Here is a 17,163-nt window from a genome sequence, read left to right on the forward strand (position 1 = left end):
TAATTATATGCTAATTGAGGTTAGTTTCGTATCTGTTTATTGCGGCGCAGCCTTAGTAGAATGAAACGTAGAGGTTAAGTGGACTCACAGTTCTTCAAAGGACTTGGAGCACCTATTTCATTTTAATGGCGAAAGGTGTGTAGGAAATGACTAACCAGAATCCGATTATTCAAGAACGAACAGAGCGCACGCAGTGGTTTCTGCAAGATCGATTCGGGATGTTTATTCATTGGGGACTGTACGCGATTCCGGCTAGAGGCGAGTGGGTGCGAAGCGTTGAGCGCATTTCGGTAGAGGACTATCAGACGTACTATGATGAATTTGATCCTGTCCGTTATGACCCTAGGGCATGGGCACGCGCCGCAAAGCAAGCAGGCATGAAATATGCGGTATTGACGGCCAAGCATCATGACGGTTTTTGTTTATTTGACAGCGCTCTCACAACGTATAAATCAACGAATACACGGGCCGGTCGGGACTTGGTTCGCGAGTTTCTTGAAGCGTTCCGTGCGGAAGGCTTGAAAGTGGGGCTCTATTACTCGTTAATCGATTGGCATCATGAGGATTATCCGGCTTACGGCGACCGCATTCATCCGATGCGCAATGAGGAGAGCTATGCAAGAAATCCGGAGACGTTCGATCGTTATCTGCAATATATGCACGGGCAAGTGAAAGAGCTGCTGACGAACTATGGCAAGCTGGATGTGATGTGGTTTGACTTCTCCTACGATAACATGAAGGGGGAGACCTGGAAGGCAGCCGAGCTGATGGCGATGATTCGATCCCTGCAGCCCCATATCGTCGTCGACAACCGATTGGATGCAAGCGGCGAAGAGGGCGGCAGTATTTACACGAACAATCCGCTGAGCTATTCGGGCGATTTCGCTTCACCGGAGCAAATCATTCCGCCGCAAGGCGTAACGGATCACGAGGGCAATCCGATTCCATGGGAAGCTTGCATCACGCTGAATAATAACTGGGGGTACGCCGCCCAGGATTTCCAATATAAATCCCCGACTACGGTCATCAGGAAACTGGTGGAATGTGTCAGTAAAAACGGCAATTTGCTCCTGAATGTGGGTCCTAATGCGCTTGGCGAGATTCCGAAGGAGACGCTGGACATTTTGGCAGAGATCGGCGATTGGATTCAGAAAAATGGGAACAGCATTTACGGCTGCGGGCAAGCCGATTGGCCTAAGCCGGAATGGGGCAGATATACGCAAAAGGGCAATCTGCTGTATGCCCACTTGTTCGAGGAAAGCGTCGGCCCGATTAACTTGAATGGGCTCGCCGGCAATGTGAAGAAAGCAAGGCTGCTCTCCGACGGTTCAGAGCTCTTCCTAAACCGTCCTTGGAGCGCTGCACAGTACCCGGACGACGCGTTCGTTAGTTTCGCCAGACCGGAGCACTTCAGCTATCCGCTCCCGGATAAGCGAGCAACGGTTGTGGAGCTGGAGTTATTGTAAGTTACTGTAAGGTATAAATAAACATTTGACCGCGCCCGCATTCGATTTTAAGATAATAGTAGTCTCATGATTATTATTATTTTGGAAACGAAGGTGTACTGAATTTGACTTATTTTCTTGTATATTTACTGCTGATGAATATCATTACCTTTATAGAAATGGGACACGACAAGGGACAAGCCAAGAAAGGCGGCCGCAGAGTTCCGGAGAAACGGCTTTTCCTGCTGGCTGCGCTCGGCGGCGGAATCGGCGGCTGGATCGGCATGCGGGTCTGGCGGCATAAGACCAAGCACACCTCATTCGTTATCGGCATCCCGCTGCTTGTGGCGTTAAATTGCCTGTGTGTCATTTTGATCACTATTTATATGTAGCAAGTTTGTGTTCGTTCCCTCATAGATATAGAAGCATGACGGGATATCGGAGGTACGAACATGGGCATGAGTTATCAGCAGTACGGCATCGAGCCTGCGTTGATCGAGCGGGTCAAATTCAAATTGAAAAACCCGGAGGTCAAGGAGCGCATAACTATGCTGCTTCAAGGCGTCACGAAAGCCGATTTGCAAAATCGCACGAAGGTCACGCGCCTTGTCGGGCTTGCTGCCGGAATTCTCGATGAGAAGCTGACCGGAAGCCAAGCGAATCAAGTCCTGGAGTTCGTTCTTAGCCAAAAAATCGATCCCTCCAACGCTTTTCACTTAATTAGACTATGGGCCATGTTTCGATAACCAAAATACCGCCTGCAGGGTCTCAACGACCTGGTCAGGCGGTATTTTTTCGTCCTGAAAGGACGACGAAGTCGTTTATCCTTACTTCCTGAAAAAACCACTTGCATAACGAATACGTGTTCGGTATATAATAAGTAACACGAATATATGTTCGCATATGGTGGTGAAAAATATGAGTGTTCATGCAAGAATTGAGACAGAAGAGGATGTTCAAATTATTAAGGAGTATACGCTGCTGCCTATTTTGCTTGATATGTTGGCAAGGGATATGGAGGAACTTAAGGTTTATAAGGATAAAATTGTGTACAATCATATTCTTTTTTACCTCAGAGAGGTGGAGACCGCCATTTATCCTCAATTACAAAGCATTAAGAGCGTTATGAAGAAAAGAGATATTAAAGTGATCCATACCGAAATGAATTCATTAGGTATTAACGTAGAGTACAAAGTCAGGGGCTATATCCATCATTTCACGATGCTTCGCAGCTTAGTCAAGGCAGAACTGATGACGACGCTGATGAATATGCGGGGGGGATTACGGTGAGCAAAGGAAAGGAGCGGACGATATTCCTAGCGGATTGTCAGAGCTTCTACGCAAGCGTAGAGAAAGCGGATCATCCGGGCTGCAGGGATAAACCGGTAGCGGTCGCAGGCGACCCTGCTATGAGATCCGGCATTGTTCTAGCGGCTTGTCCCATTGCCAAGAAATTTGGCGTTTCCACGGCCGAGCGGCTGGGGGAAGCGCTCAAGAAATGTCCCGATCTGGTCGTTATGCGTCCGCGGATGCAGCATTACATTAATGTTTCGCTGACAATTACCAAAATATACGAAGAATTTACCGATCTTGTTGAGGTTTTCAGTATTGATGAGCAGTTTCTGGACGTTACGGCAAGCTTGCCTATTTTCGGCGACCCGGATACGATTGCGATGACCATCCAGCAAAAGGTGCTGCAGCAAACGGGAGTGAAAGTGCGCATCGGCATTAGTTCGAATAAAATACTGGCGAAGATTGCAACCGATATTTGGGCGAAAAAGAGTGACAGCGGCATCTTCACGCTGCGCCCGTCCGCCGTAGAGGAAAACTTATGGAAGCAGCCTGTCAGCAAAATGTTTGGTGTCGGCTCGCGCATGACCGCGCATTTCGCCAGGCTGGGCATGTATACGATCGGCGATGTGGCAAGAACGCCGCTGCCGCTGCTCAAGGACAAATTCCGCGCACGCTTCGGCAAGCAGTCGGACATCCACGCGGAAGTGATGTGGCGAACGGCGAACGGGCTGGACGATAGTCCGGTCACGCCCGGTACGTTCGATACGCCTCCGAAATCGATAGGCCATATGATGACTCTTCCAAGGGACTATGCGGAATCCTCCGAGGTGGATACGATTCTGCTGGAGCTTACCGAAGAGGTGTGCCGCGATTGCCGCCGCAAGGGATATATGGCGTCTATCGTTACCGTCAGCTGCATGTGCAGCCCGTTTGACGCCCCGACAGGCTTCTCGCGTCAGATGAAGATGCCTGACCCAACGAATCATACTGGAACGGTATTTCAAGCCGTCAAAAGGCTTTTCTATAAGTTTTGGGACACGATGCCCGTCCGCCGCGCCGGTGTGATGCTTAGCCAGTTTGTCGACGACGATACGTATCAGCTTACGCTGTTTGAGGATCAGATCAAGGCGAGGACGCTGGAGAAAGTAACGGACAGCATCAAGGACCGGTTCGGCAACGCAGCGATTGTGCGGGCTTCCTCGCTGACGACAGCCGGTCAAGCACAGCACAGAGCGCTCAAAATCGGGGGGCACTATAAATGAGTAAGAAACTGGAAAAGAACGGTTTGTGGGAATCCAGCAGAATGATGCTGCCTCAGCACCGGGAAGCGCTGCAAAGTTTGCGCAGCGGCACGCCTGCCCCGGCAAGTCGTCCAACAGCGGAGGACATTGGGATTATGAGGGATTACGTGCTGCTGCCCCTGATGCATGGGATGATCAAAAGAAAGGCCGTTGAAATCGAAAAATCCGCCGAAACGCTGAGACAGCTCTATTCACGCGTCGCCCATGCGCTTGCCGCCCAAATTCAAGCCGACGTCAGTGAAACGAAAACGAAAATGATGAACAGAAGCATTCAACTGAAGGAAGAAGAAAAGAATGACCGGGCTATTCATTACCGCTATGTTTGCCGCGGGCATGAAGACACGCTGATGATTGCGAAAGACTACATGCGTGCCGAAATGAGCGTGCGAACAGCCAGGTACATTGATCAATTGCTTTCGGGCATATACAAGAAAACGGACGAACACAAAACGTAGATCACGGCATACCCAAAGAAGACAACGCCTAACCGCAGCCCGCTGGAGAACGACTCCTCGGGCTGTACGAATTGACGTGAGTATCTCTTTTTCACATAATGGAGAAGAGGGATAGCAGCCCGGACAGCGGGAAATGCTTTTGAGGACATATAAGGCAAAGGATGTGCGGCCATGTGCGGACGCTATACGATTACCGTAACGTTAGAGGAGCTGATGCTGCGGTATGATATTTATTACAAATATCCTGCGAGATACAGCCCCAAATACAATGTCGCCCCTGGACAGCAAGTCATGGCGATCGTGCATGACGGCGAGAAAAATAAGCTTGGCGAACTGCGTTGGGGACTCGTTCCGGAGTGGGCGAAGGACGAGAAGCTAGGCTATCAGATGCTCAATGCACGGGCGGAAACATTGGCGGACAAGCCTGCTTTCCGCAAGCCGTTCGAGCGCAAACGCTGCCTGATTCCGGCGGATTCCTTCTACGACTGGAAGGGAGAAGGCAAACAGAAGCAGCCCATGCGAATTATGATGCGCAGCAAAGAGATCTTTAGCATGGCGGGGTTGTATGACACATGGACAGCTCCGGATGGCACTCGCTTGTCCACCTGCACCGTCATTACTACGGAAGCGAATGAAATGATGGCCGATATTCATGAGCGCATGCCGGTCATTCTCAAGCGGGAAGAGGAAGCGGTTTGGCTTGATCGCAGCATAACGAACACGGACGTACTCCGTCCGCTGCTGAAGCCGTACCCGTCGGAGAGCATGTACGCATACCCCGTGTCCAGCCGGGTAGGCAATGTGCGCAATGATGATGAGTTATGCATAGAGCCGCTAAGTCTATTGCTGTAGGCAGATCCAAAGAATAGGAGAGCTATAATGAAAATACGCACGGTTATAAGCATTGCCCTCATATTTGCCATTATTTTTGGTTTGAACGGTTACATTGGCTGGCACGGCCAAGTTTTTCTGGCAAACCGGCTAGGCTCGTCGTTTCATCCTGGCATCTATTGGGTTGTCTTCTGGATTGTCGCCTTATCGTACTTACTGGCATGGGCCGGTTCCAAAGTGCTGCCGGCAGGCATCTCCAGAGCATTAAAAATCATCGGCTCTTACTGGCTGGCCGTCATGCAGTTCGGTTTTCTGCTGCTGCCGCCGACAGACCTGGTCGCAGGAGTTCTGCATCTGGCATCCGTTTCTGCGGATACATACATTCCGATTCTGGGATGGATCGATGCCGGGATCATCGCTATTGCCATGATTCGCGGTGCCTATAATGCACAGAGCCCGATTCTAAGAAAGTATGAGATTTCGATTCCGAAAAAAGCGGGTGACTGGGAGCGGCTGCGCATCGTCGTTGCCTCTGACATTCACTTGGGGTCCATTGTGGGCAACCGTCATCTGCGAAAGTTGGTTCGGCATGTTCATGAAATAAAGCCGGATTTGATCCTTTTGCCAGGAGACGTTATTGATGATGATATTAAACCGTTTATCCGCTATGATATGGGTACGACCATGCGAGAATTGCAGGCTCCGCTAGGGGTTTATGCCGTACTTGGCAACCATGAATACATCGGCGGTCATATTCCTGCCTTCGTGGAACAGATGAACAAAATCGGCATTCGCGTACTCATGGACGAAACCGTGCATATCCAAGACCGGTTGTACATCGTAGGCCGCAAAGACAAGGCAGCCGAACGAACGGCCGAGGGACGGCAATCACTTGCCGCTCTGCTGCAAGGAACGGATCACAGTCAGCCCGTTATCGTACTGGACCATCAACCGTATCACTTGGATAAAGCCGCAGAGGCGGGAGCTGATGTCATGCTTTCGGGGCATACGCACAGAGGTCAAATCAGTCCGAACCACTTGATTACAAGAAGGCTCTTTGAGCTTGATTGGGGATACTTGCGGAAGGGAAATCTTCATGCGATCGTTTCTTCAGGCTTCGGGACATGGGGGCCGCCGATTCGCCTAGGGAGCCGTTCGGAAATTATCGAGCTCATCATTCATTTTAAAAGCAACGAGAGAGAAGAGGAGTAGTTTACATGCAAGATGCAGAAAAAAAACAAATTACACCCGTAGAGCTGGCTGCGGCTATGCTGCAGTTTACAATGAAAAGTATTGAAAACGGTTGGGAAGCCATGAAGCCGGCCGTTGCCGCTTATTTAAAAGACCCTGTACTAACCCAAGAAAAAGAAGATGAATTGATCAAAGAATTTTACATAGCGGCGTTGGCGCTGGAAATTTACTGTATTCCTTACGCTTTCGACGAAGAAATTGCCCGACTAGTCAGCTCCGGCATGGGGGAAATGATGGCCTCAAGCAGCTTGTCCGAACACCGGCTGTCGGAAGCGATTAGCCAGCATTACCTTCCTCGCTTGGGAACTGTTGACTCGGCCACTCCCTCGGACCTGGCTATGGCGCTTGCCCAAGAGGCTGCGAGCATTCTCTATGACCGCTTAGAGCTTCCCCTCAAGCCGGCAGACCCTACGAATAGTTTGTTATGGGTCAAGCTATTTCCGTTTCTCGTTCAGCACGTAGGGAAATGGCCGATTTTATCCGCGAACTTCGAAGTTATACCGGAACGGAGGTAAGAAGGGTATGGCACAGAAAAGAGTTACCGTTTATGTACTATCCGGTTTCCTTGGAAGCGGGAAAACAACCTTGCTAACCAAAGCGATCGATCATTTTACCGAAGCGGGACGCAAACCGGCCGTCATCATGAACGAGATTGGCGAAGTGAATTTGGATGGGCAGCTGGTAGCCAGTGAAGTGCCTATGTCCGAGCTGCTGGGCGGCTGCATCTGTTGTTCGAGCCGGGGCGATCTGGCGACAGCTCTTCATGAGTTAGTAACCGGAGAGCAGCCTGATGTGATTTTTATTGAATCGACGGGGATCGCGAATCCGCTGGAAATTATCGATGAAGTAACAGATGCCTCGCTTGTCATTCCCGTAGAGCTCAAAGCGGTTATTACGGTGGTGGATGCTCCGCAATTGCTGGAGTTAAACCGGACAAGCCGGGGCAAAACATACCGTCTCATGAAGGAACAAATCAGGTGCGCCAACTTGCTGCTGTTGAACAAAACAGACCTGTTGGAGGCCATGGCGCTGCAGGAAGTGGATGCTCTTGTGCGCGACTGGAATCCGCATGCTTCCGTACATTTTACGATCTTTAGTCAAATTGATATGAGACTCATTGAAATGTTGGAGGAAGAGGGGCAAGCGCCAATGGCAGATGCCGGACATTCTACAGCGCATTCCAACGCGGAGCATACTCATGCCTTACACCATGAGGCCGGTCACAATCATGCGCACGAGCCGGACAGTCACCACCATCATTCGCATAGCCATGTGATGGCTTATACGCACTTTTTTGAGAGAGCCGTTGACAGCAACGCTTTTGAAGAATTGGTCAGCAAGCTTCCGCAAGAAGTGTACCGCGCTAAAGGGATTCTCAGTTTCTCAGATACTACTAGCCGCTTCCTGTTCCAATATGCCTATAGGGAAATGGATTTCGTCAAAATAACGCCAAAAGGCGAGGTGCCCGACGTTGCCGTCTTTATTGGGGAAAATTTCTCCAAAGACGCCGTTCGTTCTGCGCTGCTGAAGCTGGAAGCGATGTCCGACATCGCTGCCGAATCATAAGTCGAGAGGCGATCAGCTACTTGACGCAGGAGGTCAATTTGCTGCACTATGTTAATAGAACATTTTTATGACAGAGGGGTAATGCAGATGGGCACTCATACACACACGATTGACGAGATGCTAAAGGCCATGTCCCGGCAAGGCTGGAGAATTACAGAGCAGCGCAGGAGTTTGGCAACGTTATTTGCCGAATCAGGCAGTTATTTATCGCCGAAAGACGTTTATGAATACATGAAAGTCAAATATCCTGGCGTAAGCTTTGACACGGTTTATCGTAATCTGCGCTTGCTAAGCGAGATGGGCGTGTTGGAGCAGTTTCATTTGGCGGATGGTTTGAAGTTCAAAGCGAGCTGTTTATCCCACCATCATCATCATATGATCTGCGTGAACTGCGAGAAGACGGTGACGTTCGAATTTTGCCCGATGAAGCTAGTGAAAGATTTGCCGGAGAGCTTTGAAGTGCAGAGTCACCGGTTTGAAATATTTGGATATTGCTCAGACTGCAAATCGGCGTCGCCGGCTAAGCCCCTTGAGCACTAAAAAGCCATGGAACTTTGTTCCGTGGCTTTTTACATACAGCAGCTATTTGCTCTTTGCAACGTGAAGCAGCTCGGGGACGGTGACAAAGGTGTAACCTGCGGCTTTGAGCTTCGCGATCAACGGTCCGATGGCCTGCACCGTCCCTGACAAATCCTGGCTTGCAGCTCCTCCGGAGTGCTGCAGGATGATGGAACCCGGCTTCGTTTGCTGCATGATATTGTTCAGCACCTGCTCCGAAGTGAGCGATTTCCAGTCAAGGGAATCGACGTTCCAGTTCACGATCAAATAATGGTGGTCTGCAACCCAGCGAACTTGCTCCTCATTAATTGCGCCGTACGGCGGGCGGATGAGCTTTGGCGCGTAGCCGATTAAACCTTGAAGCACATTTTCCGTGTTCATAATCTGATTCTGAAACTTATCTACCGTTAGCGTCGGTAAATTGGCATGACTATAGGAATGATTGCCAATGACATGGCCTTCACGAACGATCCGTCTAATGATATCAGGGTGAGAGCTGGCCTGAGAGCCAAGCACGAAGAAGGTTGCCTTCACTTGGTTCGCTTTGAGTGCATCAAGCACTTTAGGGGTAAAACGCGTGTCAGGTCCATCATCGAAGGTTAACGCCACTTTCTTCTCTTGACTGGATCCGCGCAGCTTGAAGGTGTCAGGGTATTTCACAGCCAACTGGGAAAGCGTAAGCTTTTTCTGGGAAATCCGAACTTGACCTTGGTTTTTTTGAACGGGTACGGATGGTTTTCTAGACCCCGAACCTTCCGGATGCGCGGCTTTCTTTGAATTTGTTTTGGGTGACGGGCTAGGCGTTACGGCTGTCGGTGCTGATTTAGGCTGCAGGGGTGCCAGCGGAGTAAGCGCAGGCGTTGGCGTTGGTGTTGCGGCAGCCATACTCCTTGGGCTTGGCAAAGGTTCAAAATCAAATACGCCATTATCAAGGCTAGCCTCTGTCGCTGAATCTTGCTCATCGATGTGCGCAATTTGCGCGGATCTTTGATCGTGGTATGGCTTGCTTTTGGGCACACCGCAGCCTGCGGCCAGCAAGCAAACGATGGCAGTGGACCAAACCCACTTTGTTGTCATGGCAATCCCTCCGAGCATTATGAATATGCTCTAGCTTTTGTAAAGAAGGGGCATCCTATCCTGTGAAATAAAGGAATAACGTCTAATGGGAACGATGGACATGAACTATTTGCAGCCGCAGACCGTCATTACATATACCTAACCGGAAATCGTGAAAGGAGTGAGGAGGACATGATCGCCTTGATGAACAACAAAAAATTAATGATTTTGATTATTTTTGTGTTATGTGCAGGCTGCTTTCATGAAAAAGCCCCGACTCCATCGCCGCACCTTACCCGTTCACCCGCAAAAGAAAAGCGGAATGCGGTGCTTTCTATGGTTCCAGGTGACAATATCCAAGTTCAGGATGAAAGTGCGCCTAAACATAGCATCCCTACCAAAGGGATCACGTTTGTAGATGAGCTTCATGGTTACGGACTTACTTCCGGCAACGGAGAAACGACGCTCATGCAAACCGGCGATGGCGGCATCACTTGGAAAGTTCAAAAAGGATTGACGCCACTAACGGCACCTAGCTCGCTTTCATTTCTTGATTATCGAACAGGATGGGTGCTGACCAAAGAAACAAATGGCCAAAAATCGGAGCTTCGCCTAACCGCGGACGGCGGTCAAACGTGGGAAGTCATTGCGCAGGACTTGCCGGGGCTTGAGGGAAAGAATGAAGTTGCTTTTTTTCGGTTTTTTAATAGACAGACCGGATTGATTGCCGTTCGAAGCGACAAGGATTTGATCCTGGTTCGCACGCAGGATGGAGGCATCACTTGGTTAGCATCAAATCGCATCCCCTTGCCAGGTGTGGGCGGCATTACGTTCCTCTCATCCAAAGAGGGCTGGTTTATGGGGGCAGGCGCATCCTCAAGCTCGGGTTCGAACGAAAAGGGGAAGGACACAGTGGTGCTTTATCACATGACAGACGGGGGAACGTGGGAAGAGGCAGGGAAGATCACGACTTCCCTTATGCCGCAGGCTCTATCGTTTGCCGATGCGAGCCATGGGTTCGCGCTTCTGCAGTCCAGTCGGCAAAATCCTGAACAAGAGCAGGGGAGACAGCTTCTTCGGACCAGTGATGGGGGCAAAACATGGAGTCTGCATACGTTTCCAACCGCATTTCAGCCGCTGGATGCGAGCTTGCAGCTCAGTTTCCTTACATCAAGCAGCGGCTGGCTCTGGGATGCCCGAAATTTGTGGAAAACGAAAGACGGAGGCCTGAACTGGAAGCTGCTCCTGCCGCAGACGGTTAAATGATTTTCTGATAGGTGACAATATCGAGAAACTTGCCCCATTTGAAGCCGACTTCCCGGAAATGAGCGCACTGCGTGTAACCATTTTTGGAAAACATATGAATACTAGGCTTGTTATCTGCGCAAATTGTGGAGATTAAAGCGTGAAAGCCGTTTTCCTTCGCGAACGCCTCAATATGCTGAATGGCCGCAGAACCGATCCCTTTGCCAACGCACTCCGGATGCAAGTAGATCGTCACTTCTCCTGTAGTGGCATAGGCCTGCTTTTTCTTATGCGGCATGACTTGAACGTAGCCTTGGACTTGTCCATCATGTGTAATCACATAAGTCCGGTACCGCGGATGCTCATGAACGACACTTTCTGTGAACTCAGCGATTTCAACAGGCTCTGTATGGAATGAAGCTGTCGAATTCATCACGAAATGGTTGTATATTTCCATTAATGAAGGGATATCGGACGCTTCCAATGGTTTAAATATAATTGTAGACATGTTAGATTTCCTGACTCCTTATCTTCTTTTTACATAGACATCTAGCATCATTCCATGTATCTTAGATATAATAGCTTACTTTTGATAGAAGATAAAGTTGAAACATCGCAAAATAGGGGGAGTCACATGTCGGGCAATTCAGGCTACATTCTCGTGATCGTCGTTGGCATCATCGTACTTGCAGGTCTTACATTCATGAATCTTCGCAAAATTAGCAAATCCACAGCGGACTTGACCCAACTCAAGAAAAGAACGCTTCTCTGGAGCGAAATATCGCTGGCGCTTTTCGTTCTGCAGTTGTTCTTCCGTGACCGTCAAGGTGGGTTCCTGCTGTTCTTTGGCATTCTTACGCTGTTTACAGGCGCGCACTACCTGGGTGTGCTGTATTATTCGAAAAAAAGAGGCAAATAACAAAACGAGGTGAGGCTTTCCTGAGTAGTCTGGGCTACTAAAGGAAAGTCTCTTTTTTTATGAGGATTACTTGTTCCAGCTTGCTGGCTGTGTTTTCGTTGGCGATTTCAGCTTCTGGTACCATTTTTTCTTTTTCTTTTGTTCAAGTAACGTTTTGAGCTGCAGCATGAAAAGCTTCGCCCTGTCTTCATCGGCATATTTGCCCCGCAGACGTTCATAAATCGTAGGATCTTGCATGGGATGGGATACCTTCTTTTCTGACTGTAAGATAAATGCGAGAAAAAGAGATCATACGTTCTTGTTTTCTTTTTTATAGTATATGAATTTTTGAGATTTAAGTCAAACGGCTCCGATGAGAAAATTTCTCGCGGCGCTTTTTTTATTTTAGTAGAAGCCTCCTTTTTTAGGTAAGCGTTTAGAGCCAAGTCTCTGATCATCGCATTAAATGTAGAGAACCTTACAAAAAAAGAGGTGATGATAATGGCTCAAGTAAAAGCAGCTCGTCAGCCTGATTTCATTTTGATTACTTGGAGAAGAGTGCGTCCAGGTTCTGCGCGCAGAATTACCGCCTCTCGTGTGATCGGAAATGCTTCGCCTTGTACGTTTACGCTAGCTCCTGGCAGATTGCTGATGAATGCATTTGACTGCTTGTTGGATGCGGATGTCGGTTTTAAAGTGGTATTTCAGAGAAATACGTCCAGCCTTACCGGCGTAGTGTTATTGCAGCGCAATCATTAAGATATGGCCTAATTTGGATTGATTTCAACCACCGCGAGGTGGTTAATTTTTTTGAGTAAGCAGGCAGCGCAGCGCTTGGATCTGAATTGGCATATTTAGGCTTGTTTCAAAATGGAACTAATTATATACTCCTAATTAGCATCATTAGAACAGAATAAGGTGATAAACTTGACTAAGTCATTTCTTTTTTTCATATCCATCATGGCCATAATGGGACTGACAGCATGCCATCCATCAAGCAGCCTGGTTGAAGATAACAATCATGGAACTCCTGTTGCGGAAGCGCCGGCCCAGTCCAGCGCCACACCACAGAATTTAATTGTTGAGAAACGCAAGACCGTAGAGGAATTAATGGATTTTCTTACAAAGAATGTAGCTGAAGTAGAGAAATATAAACAATTGATAGAGTCAAATAAATCCAAAGTCGTATTCTTTAACGATGGTTTATTAATTATCCCTGAGCGAACGGGAAAGTTCTATGATTTATACATTGGCGAGAGTCTTACCGATCATATTGTTAGGTGGCATACTTTTTATGTCAGTGAGGATATGAAAGAAATCCTTGTTGACGATGTAATCTCGGGTGAAAATGTAACTTTGGACGAGTGGAGAAAACGAGGAGCTCAATAGTAAATTATAGGCTGAACCGAAATAAAAAAACGCCACATTTGGGCGTTTTTTTCGAGAAAGGATTGCATCCTCTTCACTGTGAAGATAGCTATTCGCACGGCTCATCAATGCGGTGATGCCAATGAGGGGGACCGCCGTGACCGCCATGACCTCCGTGCCATCCGCCATGCCAATGACCGCCATGCCAGCCATGGTGATAGTAAGGATAGTAAGGCGTCGGCACTGGAATCGGGTAAGGAGTAGCAACGGAATATTGTGATACTACGGGATATGGCGTTGCAACAGGATATTGAGGATAAGGATAATTGGTATATGCCATGTATGAATCTCCTCCAAAGTTCAAGTTGATACCATACTGTATGTGCCATTGAAACCAATGGATGCTTGCCTATTCATAAATGGGCTTGAAATGACCTTTCAACGTATTCGAATGCCATTTAAAATATAATCCCACGCATTCGTATTGTTTGTACTAGGAATTTGAACAGAACAGACATGCTCTAAACCCCAATCGATCTCAATGACCCGTGGCAAGTTTGCAACTGGATTAATGATAAGAACTCTGAAATCGCCATGCATATATTTTTTCAAAACAGATTGTAATTCGGCGGTTTGGTCGTAAGTTGCAAGAAGTCTGACGAAAAGCGCGGATTTAGATTTCTCTGATTCTTCTAAAAACCGATGAATACGCATGTTCAATTTTTCTTTATAAGCGTGATAGGTTGAATGCCAGTATTGATTAGGAATAATAGGAAAGTCATGAACCGAAGTTACGTTATAGAGCATGTCTTTGATAAAATAGGATGGCATTTTCTGAACAACGACTGTAAATTCATCGACATACTGTGAACTGCCTTCAACTTGTTGCATATTGGACAGATCCATAAATCCCTTGAATTTATTAGCTAACAGCCTATTAACATCGGTCAGAGAGTTGGAAACGACCCAATCCAAGGGCATCGAAAATTTTCTTAAATGGTATCGCCTGAGATGACCGGCCGGATCACAATTATGACCCAAGCTAGCAATTAAATCAAAGGTTGTTTTATTGAGTTCTTGTAAGTTCATGTCAATCACCCTCCACCGGCTCTTCTACTATTAGATTCAGATGGAGGGGAAAAGGGTTGGATAATTGAACGGGTATGAGCAGGGATATTTTTAAAGGCGCAAGGCAAAAGCCCGGAGTGTTGTCCAGGCTTTGTTATGTGGATCAAACGCTAATCAGCTGCGTTCACATCTGAAGTGTCCGTGTCCGTGTTCGCCGTTGTCGCAACTTCTTTCACATACTCACTTTGGTCGCTCCCCCAAACATAATCGTAATTCGTAATGTCCGGTTTATAGTCAGATTCGTAAGTTTCGTTCTTCTCATCCATATGTCTACACATCCTTTACAGAATAGTTTGAAGGGAAAGAGAGAGGAGGGTCTCTTCCCTTCAAATCCCAATAGCCAGCTTAAGATCTAAGGTGTACCATTATTATGGGAGATGAGGAAAAAGTTTATTCCTCCAATGTAACTTTTAAACAGGAATGAACCATTGACGAGGGGATGACATCATGGAATATCGTGTAGTACATAAAGAGACAGGTGAGGAAAGGACATTGACTCCTAAGGAAGTTAATGACATGGCCTATGACGCTGCTGACCGTATCCTAGTGTTCGATACCAATATGGAGGCGTACTATTTACTAGATGATGTACAAGAGTAGTGAGTTATCAAGGATTATTGGATTTCATCGTAAACATCAGCGAGTGCCTTCTATGCAGCAGGTGGAGGAAGCGTACCGGGAAGCGAAGGCTGGAGGCGTTGATGGAGCCTTGCGGTTGTTGGATTGGAAACGGCATTGCTTTTATGTGAAAGACGATTTTGAAAGGGAAGTCATGGCGAGAGTGTTTGATTATTGCCGTGATATGATTGAGTGAAGACGAGGATGTTTCAAAAGTAACCGTGATGAAGATGCGGAGCAGATCCCGAACGGTCCTGTGAAGGACCATTCTGCCAGAATGCTTAAAATAAGGATCATAGTTCCCACTTGCGCAATACATAGTGTAACATCCGGGATAGGACGCATGTAAAACAAAAGCCTCGTTGGGAAAGATCCCGCGGGGCTTTTGTCGTTAGAATCTACATCATCAATGCGATTAATTCTGTTTTTTCTTTTTTCTGCTGCTATGATTCGGTTTGTTATCTTTTTGATCCTTTAAGTGATTTTCTTGCTGTTGGTTGTTTGTTGACATCTTATTAGCCCACCTTTGGAGTCATTTTGAAGCACTCATATTGTGTGCAATTAAAGGGGTCACCTATACAATGAATTCCTTAGCATGCAGGCAGTCACATTGATTTTTTTGCAGACATACCATTCTGAAGAGTTCTCTGAACTACCTTAAATTGGATTGATCGTAGTCCTTAAAAATAGTACAATAGGAGGGTTATTACCATAAATTTCATAACGATAATTGTGAATCGGGAAAGGTGGACATCTGATGATCGCCGTTTATATAGGGGCTGGATTAATCGGGTTGCTGCACGTGTATATTATGTGCTTGGAGATGTTTCTGTGGACCAAACCGAGAGGGCTCAAGGCATTTGGGCTGACGCAGGAATTTGCGAATGCTTCCCGCTCATTGGCCGGCAATCAAGGCTTATACAACGGGTTTCTAGCCGCTGGGATTTTCTGGGGGCTATTCTATCCCGATCCTACCGTGAGCAAGCATATTTTGATATTCTTCTTGTTATGCGTGCTGGTTGCCGGATTATACGGAAGCGTGACGGCCAAACGTTCGATCCTTTTTGTGCAGGCGGTCCCGGCGTTCGTGGTGCTGGCTGTCGTTTGGTTTGTGATGTAAGCGGTAGGGGGATTATTTTATTAATAGAAGAAACGCAATAAAGGCCCAGGGGTAAGTTACTCTGGGTCTTATTTGTTGTTAGATTTAATATTTTTCATTTGGTGTTTAAATGAAGGAATAGTGATAGTATACGTTCGTGAAATCGCTGAAAAAAGCGGAATGTTTTGAAGGGTGTCAAGTTATCGAGGAAAATCTATTCTTGCTATGTTAGCGTGAAAAGTTAACGCTGTAATGATTTACCCTGAGGACCTTTGTAAGGTATCAATTTGAAAAATAGAAAAATTAAAAGGGGGCTTTATTTGCCCCCAATCAAAGAAGTTTATTGAGTTATATACAAAAATTTCACAGTTGTGTTGCTACTCCAAGCGCCAGTGTTATCTCTAACTGATACATTTACAGCTAAAGTTTTATTTTTGGGGAGTGTAGGTACCGTTATTGCCATGTTCTTTTGAGTTGTGTTTTGAGTTACGATTCCGGAATCATAAACTAAATTCCAACTCTCATCATAAATAAGAATCCAATATTCAGCGAAATAACTATTCGCATCAGTATCGTTTTGATACCATGCAATCGGCGGCTGATACGAATACACCGATGGGTTACCAGAGTATTGAGAAGAAGGAGTGTTAACAACAACAGTAGGTGCAGCTGCAAATGCGCTAGTTGAAAAAACTAGCATTAATACCACGACAAATAATGAAGAAATTATTTTTTTCATAATACCCTCCTGATGGATTTTATAGGAAATGTTGGCCAACTATTCCAAGTTATATATTACCATAATTAATAGAATATACAATGTTTCGTATATAAAAATTGGGTAAATATGTTTATTTTCATCAATTGTTGGTGGGAGTTGGAAGTGCGGTAAAGGACTAGATTCACGGCAGTACATCGGATTTCAGACGATATGTGGAAATTCCGTTACGCTGGCTTTTGCAAAAGCTCTAATAGAAGCAAATCTGCCTGAACTTTGCATTAGAAAACGTTCAAAACAAAAGGAATATTAATACGAGCTGCAGCTTATGTG

At 47.0% G+C, this 17,163-nt stretch carries 25 protein-coding genes; 18 read left to right on the plus strand and 7 right to left on the minus strand.

Going from position 1 to position 17,163, the window contains the following annotated elements; all coding sequences use genetic code 11:
* Nucleotides 1–146: 146 nt before the first annotated feature.
* From AC3WRW_RS15445 to AC3WRW_RS15495, 11 genes are all read left to right on the plus strand, one after another.
* Nucleotides 147–1,466 carry an alpha-L-fucosidase gene (locus AC3WRW_RS15445; RefSeq protein ID WP_492547193.1) on the plus strand — a complete coding sequence of 440 codons (1,320 nt, stop codon included), beginning with the start codon at nt 147–149 and terminating at the stop codon, nt 1,464–1,466.
* Nucleotides 1,467–1,570: 104 nt separating this feature from the next.
* On the plus strand, nt 1,571–1,837 hold the full coding sequence (locus tag AC3WRW_RS15450) for a DUF1294 domain-containing protein (RefSeq protein WP_492547194.1): 267 nt from the start codon (nt 1,571–1,573) through the stop codon (nt 1,835–1,837).
* A 66-nt stretch (nt 1,838–1,903) separates the two neighbouring features.
* Nucleotides 1,904–2,191, plus strand: a complete 288-nt coding sequence (locus AC3WRW_RS15455; RefSeq protein ID WP_492547214.1) for a stage VI sporulation protein F — start codon at nt 1,904–1,906, stop codon at nt 2,189–2,191.
* 172 nt (nt 2,192–2,363) lie between these two features.
* The gene (locus AC3WRW_RS15460; RefSeq protein ID WP_171686055.1) at nt 2,364–2,735 is read left to right on the plus strand and encodes a YhjD family protein; all 372 of its coding nucleotides are present in this window, start codon (nt 2,364–2,366) and stop codon (nt 2,733–2,735) included.
* Nucleotides 2,732–4,000 (plus strand): DNA polymerase IV, encoded by a 1,269-nt coding sequence (locus AC3WRW_RS15465; protein ID WP_492547195.1) that lies wholly within the window; start codon nt 2,732–2,734, stop codon nt 3,998–4,000. The genes AC3WRW_RS15460 and AC3WRW_RS15465 overlap by 4 nt, the downstream gene beginning before the upstream one ends.
* On the plus strand, nt 3,997–4,494 hold the full coding sequence (locus tag AC3WRW_RS15470) for a YhjD family protein (RefSeq protein WP_492547196.1): 498 nt from the start codon (nt 3,997–3,999) through the stop codon (nt 4,492–4,494). The genes AC3WRW_RS15465 and AC3WRW_RS15470 overlap by 4 nt, the downstream gene beginning before the upstream one ends.
* A gap of 171 nt (nt 4,495–4,665) precedes the next feature.
* Nucleotides 4,666–5,346 (plus strand): SOS response-associated peptidase, encoded by a 681-nt coding sequence (locus AC3WRW_RS15475; RefSeq protein WP_492547197.1) that lies wholly within the window; start codon nt 4,666–4,668, stop codon nt 5,344–5,346.
* Between the two features lie 27 nt (nt 5,347–5,373).
* Complete coding sequence (locus AC3WRW_RS15480) at nt 5,374–6,537, plus strand: metallophosphoesterase (protein WP_492547198.1); 1,164 nt, start codon at nt 5,374–5,376, stop codon at nt 6,535–6,537.
* Between the two features lie 5 nt (nt 6,538–6,542).
* Complete coding sequence (locus AC3WRW_RS15485; RefSeq protein WP_492547199.1) at nt 6,543–7,091, plus strand: hypothetical protein; 549 nt, start codon at nt 6,543–6,545, stop codon at nt 7,089–7,091.
* A gap of 7 nt (nt 7,092–7,098) precedes the next feature.
* On the plus strand, nt 7,099–8,142 hold the full coding sequence (locus AC3WRW_RS15490) for a CobW family GTP-binding protein (protein WP_492547200.1): 1,044 nt from the start codon (nt 7,099–7,101) through the stop codon (nt 8,140–8,142).
* A gap of 87 nt (nt 8,143–8,229) precedes the next feature.
* Nucleotides 8,230–8,682, plus strand: coding sequence for a Fur family transcriptional regulator (locus AC3WRW_RS15495; RefSeq protein WP_492547201.1), 453 nt, complete (start codon nt 8,230–8,232; stop codon nt 8,680–8,682).
* 42 nt (nt 8,683–8,724) lie between these two features.
* On the opposite strand, the gene AC3WRW_RS15500 is transcribed toward AC3WRW_RS15495, so the two are convergent.
* Nucleotides 8,725–9,777: a polysaccharide deacetylase family protein gene (locus AC3WRW_RS15500; RefSeq protein WP_492547202.1), complete on the minus strand. Its 1,053-nt coding sequence runs from the start codon at nt 9,775–9,777 to the stop codon at nt 8,725–8,727.
* A 180-nt stretch (nt 9,778–9,957) separates the two neighbouring features.
* On the opposite strand from AC3WRW_RS15500, the gene AC3WRW_RS15505 reads away from it, so the two are divergent.
* Nucleotides 9,958–11,022: a WD40/YVTN/BNR-like repeat-containing protein gene (locus tag AC3WRW_RS15505; RefSeq protein ID WP_492547203.1), complete on the plus strand. Its 1,065-nt coding sequence runs from the start codon at nt 9,958–9,960 to the stop codon at nt 11,020–11,022.
* Here the strand turns inward: AC3WRW_RS15505 and AC3WRW_RS15510 are convergent.
* Complete coding sequence (locus AC3WRW_RS15510; protein ID WP_492547204.1) at nt 11,015–11,509, minus strand: GNAT family N-acetyltransferase; 495 nt, start codon at nt 11,507–11,509, stop codon at nt 11,015–11,017. The genes AC3WRW_RS15505 and AC3WRW_RS15510 overlap by 8 nt on opposite strands.
* A 126-nt stretch (nt 11,510–11,635) precedes the next feature.
* On the opposite strand from AC3WRW_RS15510, the gene AC3WRW_RS15515 reads away from it, so the two are divergent.
* Entirely contained in the window at nt 11,636–11,920 is a 285-nt protein-coding gene (locus AC3WRW_RS15515) for a hypothetical protein (protein WP_315951206.1), read from the plus strand.
* A 66-nt stretch (nt 11,921–11,986) separates the two neighbouring features.
* Here the strand turns inward: AC3WRW_RS15515 and AC3WRW_RS15520 are convergent, their stop codons facing one another.
* A complete protein-coding gene (locus tag AC3WRW_RS15520) occupies nt 11,987–12,157 on the minus strand; it encodes a hypothetical protein (RefSeq protein WP_492547205.1) in 171 nt (56 codons plus the stop codon).
* A gap of 243 nt (nt 12,158–12,400) precedes the next feature.
* Between AC3WRW_RS15520 and AC3WRW_RS15525 the strand changes: the two genes are divergently transcribed.
* Together AC3WRW_RS15525 and AC3WRW_RS15530 are read left to right on the plus strand one after the other, a co-directional pair.
* Nucleotides 12,401–12,658, plus strand: coding sequence for a hypothetical protein (locus AC3WRW_RS15525; RefSeq protein ID WP_492547206.1), 258 nt, complete (start codon nt 12,401–12,403; stop codon nt 12,656–12,658).
* Nucleotides 12,659–12,826: 168 nt separating this feature from the next.
* Nucleotides 12,827–13,288, plus strand: coding sequence for a hypothetical protein (locus AC3WRW_RS15530; protein ID WP_492547207.1), 462 nt, complete (start codon nt 12,827–12,829; stop codon nt 13,286–13,288).
* 88 nt (nt 13,289–13,376) lie between these two features.
* Here AC3WRW_RS15530 and AC3WRW_RS15535 read toward each other — a convergent pair whose 3' ends face one another.
* The 3 genes from AC3WRW_RS15535 to AC3WRW_RS15545 form a co-directional block, all read right to left on the minus strand.
* Entirely contained in the window at nt 13,377–13,607 is a 231-nt protein-coding gene (locus AC3WRW_RS15535; protein WP_492547208.1) for a hypothetical protein, read from the minus strand.
* Nucleotides 13,608–13,705: 98 nt separating this feature from the next.
* On the minus strand, nt 13,706–14,356 hold the full coding sequence (locus AC3WRW_RS15540; protein WP_492547209.1) for a DUF1796 family putative cysteine peptidase: 651 nt from the start codon (nt 14,354–14,356) through the stop codon (nt 13,706–13,708).
* Nucleotides 14,357–14,505: 149 nt separating this feature from the next.
* A complete protein-coding gene (locus AC3WRW_RS15545) occupies nt 14,506–14,661 on the minus strand; it encodes a hypothetical protein (protein ID WP_492547210.1) in 156 nt (51 codons plus the stop codon).
* Between the two features lie 181 nt (nt 14,662–14,842).
* Between AC3WRW_RS15545 and AC3WRW_RS15550 the strand changes: the two genes are divergently transcribed.
* The 3 genes from AC3WRW_RS15550 (at nt 14,843) to AC3WRW_RS15560 (ending at nt 16,133) form a co-directional block, all read left to right on the plus strand.
* Nucleotides 14,843–14,995: a hypothetical protein gene (locus AC3WRW_RS15550; protein WP_492547211.1), complete on the plus strand. Its 153-nt coding sequence runs from the start codon at nt 14,843–14,845 to the stop codon at nt 14,993–14,995.
* 52 nt (nt 14,996–15,047) lie between these two features.
* Entirely contained in the window at nt 15,048–15,209 is a 162-nt protein-coding gene (locus tag AC3WRW_RS15555) for a hypothetical protein (RefSeq protein ID WP_492547212.1), read from the plus strand.
* Between the two features lie 558 nt (nt 15,210–15,767).
* Nucleotides 15,768–16,133: a DUF1304 domain-containing protein gene (locus AC3WRW_RS15560; protein ID WP_492547215.1), complete on the plus strand. Its 366-nt coding sequence runs from the start codon at nt 15,768–15,770 to the stop codon at nt 16,131–16,133.
* Between the two features lie 319 nt (nt 16,134–16,452).
* Here the strand turns inward: AC3WRW_RS15560 and AC3WRW_RS15565 are convergent, their stop codons facing one another.
* On the minus strand, nt 16,453–16,851 hold the full coding sequence (locus AC3WRW_RS15565) for a glycoside hydrolase family 78 protein (protein WP_492547213.1): 399 nt from the start codon (nt 16,849–16,851) through the stop codon (nt 16,453–16,455).
* Nucleotides 16,852–17,163: the final 312 nt, after the last annotated feature.

This window comes from Paenibacillus sp. FW126-R14, from assembly GCF_058789495.1.

What these genes read in the sequence shown, in the direction of transcription:
- AC3WRW_RS15455 (WP_492547214.1), top strand. Translation starts at nt 1,904, where the DNA reads ATGAGTTATCAGCAGTACGGCATCGAGCCTGCGTTGATCGAGCGGGTC.
- AC3WRW_RS15525 (WP_492547206.1), top strand. Translation starts at nt 12,401, where the DNA reads ATGGCTCAAGTAAAAGCAGCTCGTCAGCCTGATTTCATTTTGATTACT.
- AC3WRW_RS15565 (WP_492547213.1), bottom strand. Translation starts at nt 16,851, where the DNA reads ATGAAAAAAATAATTTCTTCATTATTTGTCGTGGTATTAATGCTAGTT.
- AC3WRW_RS15515 (WP_315951206.1), top strand. Translation starts at nt 11,636, where the DNA reads ATGTCGGGCAATTCAGGCTACATTCTCGTGATCGTCGTTGGCATCATC.
- AC3WRW_RS15510 (WP_492547204.1), bottom strand. Translation starts at nt 11,509, where the DNA reads ATGTCTACAATTATATTTAAACCATTGGAAGCGTCCGATATCCCTTCA.
- AC3WRW_RS15445 (WP_492547193.1), top strand. Translation starts at nt 147, where the DNA reads ATGACTAACCAGAATCCGATTATTCAAGAACGAACAGAGCGCACGCAG.
- AC3WRW_RS15495 (WP_492547201.1), top strand. Translation starts at nt 8,230, where the DNA reads ATGGGCACTCATACACACACGATTGACGAGATGCTAAAGGCCATGTCC.
- AC3WRW_RS15490 (WP_492547200.1), top strand. Translation starts at nt 7,099, where the DNA reads ATGGCACAGAAAAGAGTTACCGTTTATGTACTATCCGGTTTCCTTGGA.
- AC3WRW_RS15485 (WP_492547199.1), top strand. Translation starts at nt 6,543, where the DNA reads ATGCAAGATGCAGAAAAAAAACAAATTACACCCGTAGAGCTGGCTGCG.
- AC3WRW_RS15545 (WP_492547210.1), bottom strand. Translation starts at nt 14,661, where the DNA reads ATGGATGAGAAGAACGAAACTTACGAATCTGACTATAAACCGGACATT.
- AC3WRW_RS15535 (WP_492547208.1), bottom strand. Translation starts at nt 13,607, where the DNA reads ATGGCATATACCAATTATCCTTATCCTCAATATCCTGTTGCAACGCCA.
- AC3WRW_RS15475 (WP_492547197.1), top strand. Translation starts at nt 4,666, where the DNA reads ATGTGCGGACGCTATACGATTACCGTAACGTTAGAGGAGCTGATGCTG.
- AC3WRW_RS15480 (WP_492547198.1), top strand. Translation starts at nt 5,374, where the DNA reads ATGAAAATACGCACGGTTATAAGCATTGCCCTCATATTTGCCATTATT.
- AC3WRW_RS15555 (WP_492547212.1), top strand. Translation starts at nt 15,048, where the DNA reads ATGCAGCAGGTGGAGGAAGCGTACCGGGAAGCGAAGGCTGGAGGCGTT.
- AC3WRW_RS15460 (WP_171686055.1), top strand. Translation starts at nt 2,364, where the DNA reads ATGAGTGTTCATGCAAGAATTGAGACAGAAGAGGATGTTCAAATTATT.
- AC3WRW_RS15500 (WP_492547202.1), bottom strand. Translation starts at nt 9,777, where the DNA reads ATGACAACAAAGTGGGTTTGGTCCACTGCCATCGTTTGCTTGCTGGCC.
- AC3WRW_RS15540 (WP_492547209.1), bottom strand. Translation starts at nt 14,356, where the DNA reads ATGAACTTACAAGAACTCAATAAAACAACCTTTGATTTAATTGCTAGC.
- AC3WRW_RS15520 (WP_492547205.1), bottom strand. Translation starts at nt 12,157, where the DNA reads ATGCAAGATCCTACGATTTATGAACGTCTGCGGGGCAAATATGCCGAT.
- AC3WRW_RS15550 (WP_492547211.1), top strand. Translation starts at nt 14,843, where the DNA reads ATGGAATATCGTGTAGTACATAAAGAGACAGGTGAGGAAAGGACATTG.
- AC3WRW_RS15470 (WP_492547196.1), top strand. Translation starts at nt 3,997, where the DNA reads ATGAGTAAGAAACTGGAAAAGAACGGTTTGTGGGAATCCAGCAGAATG.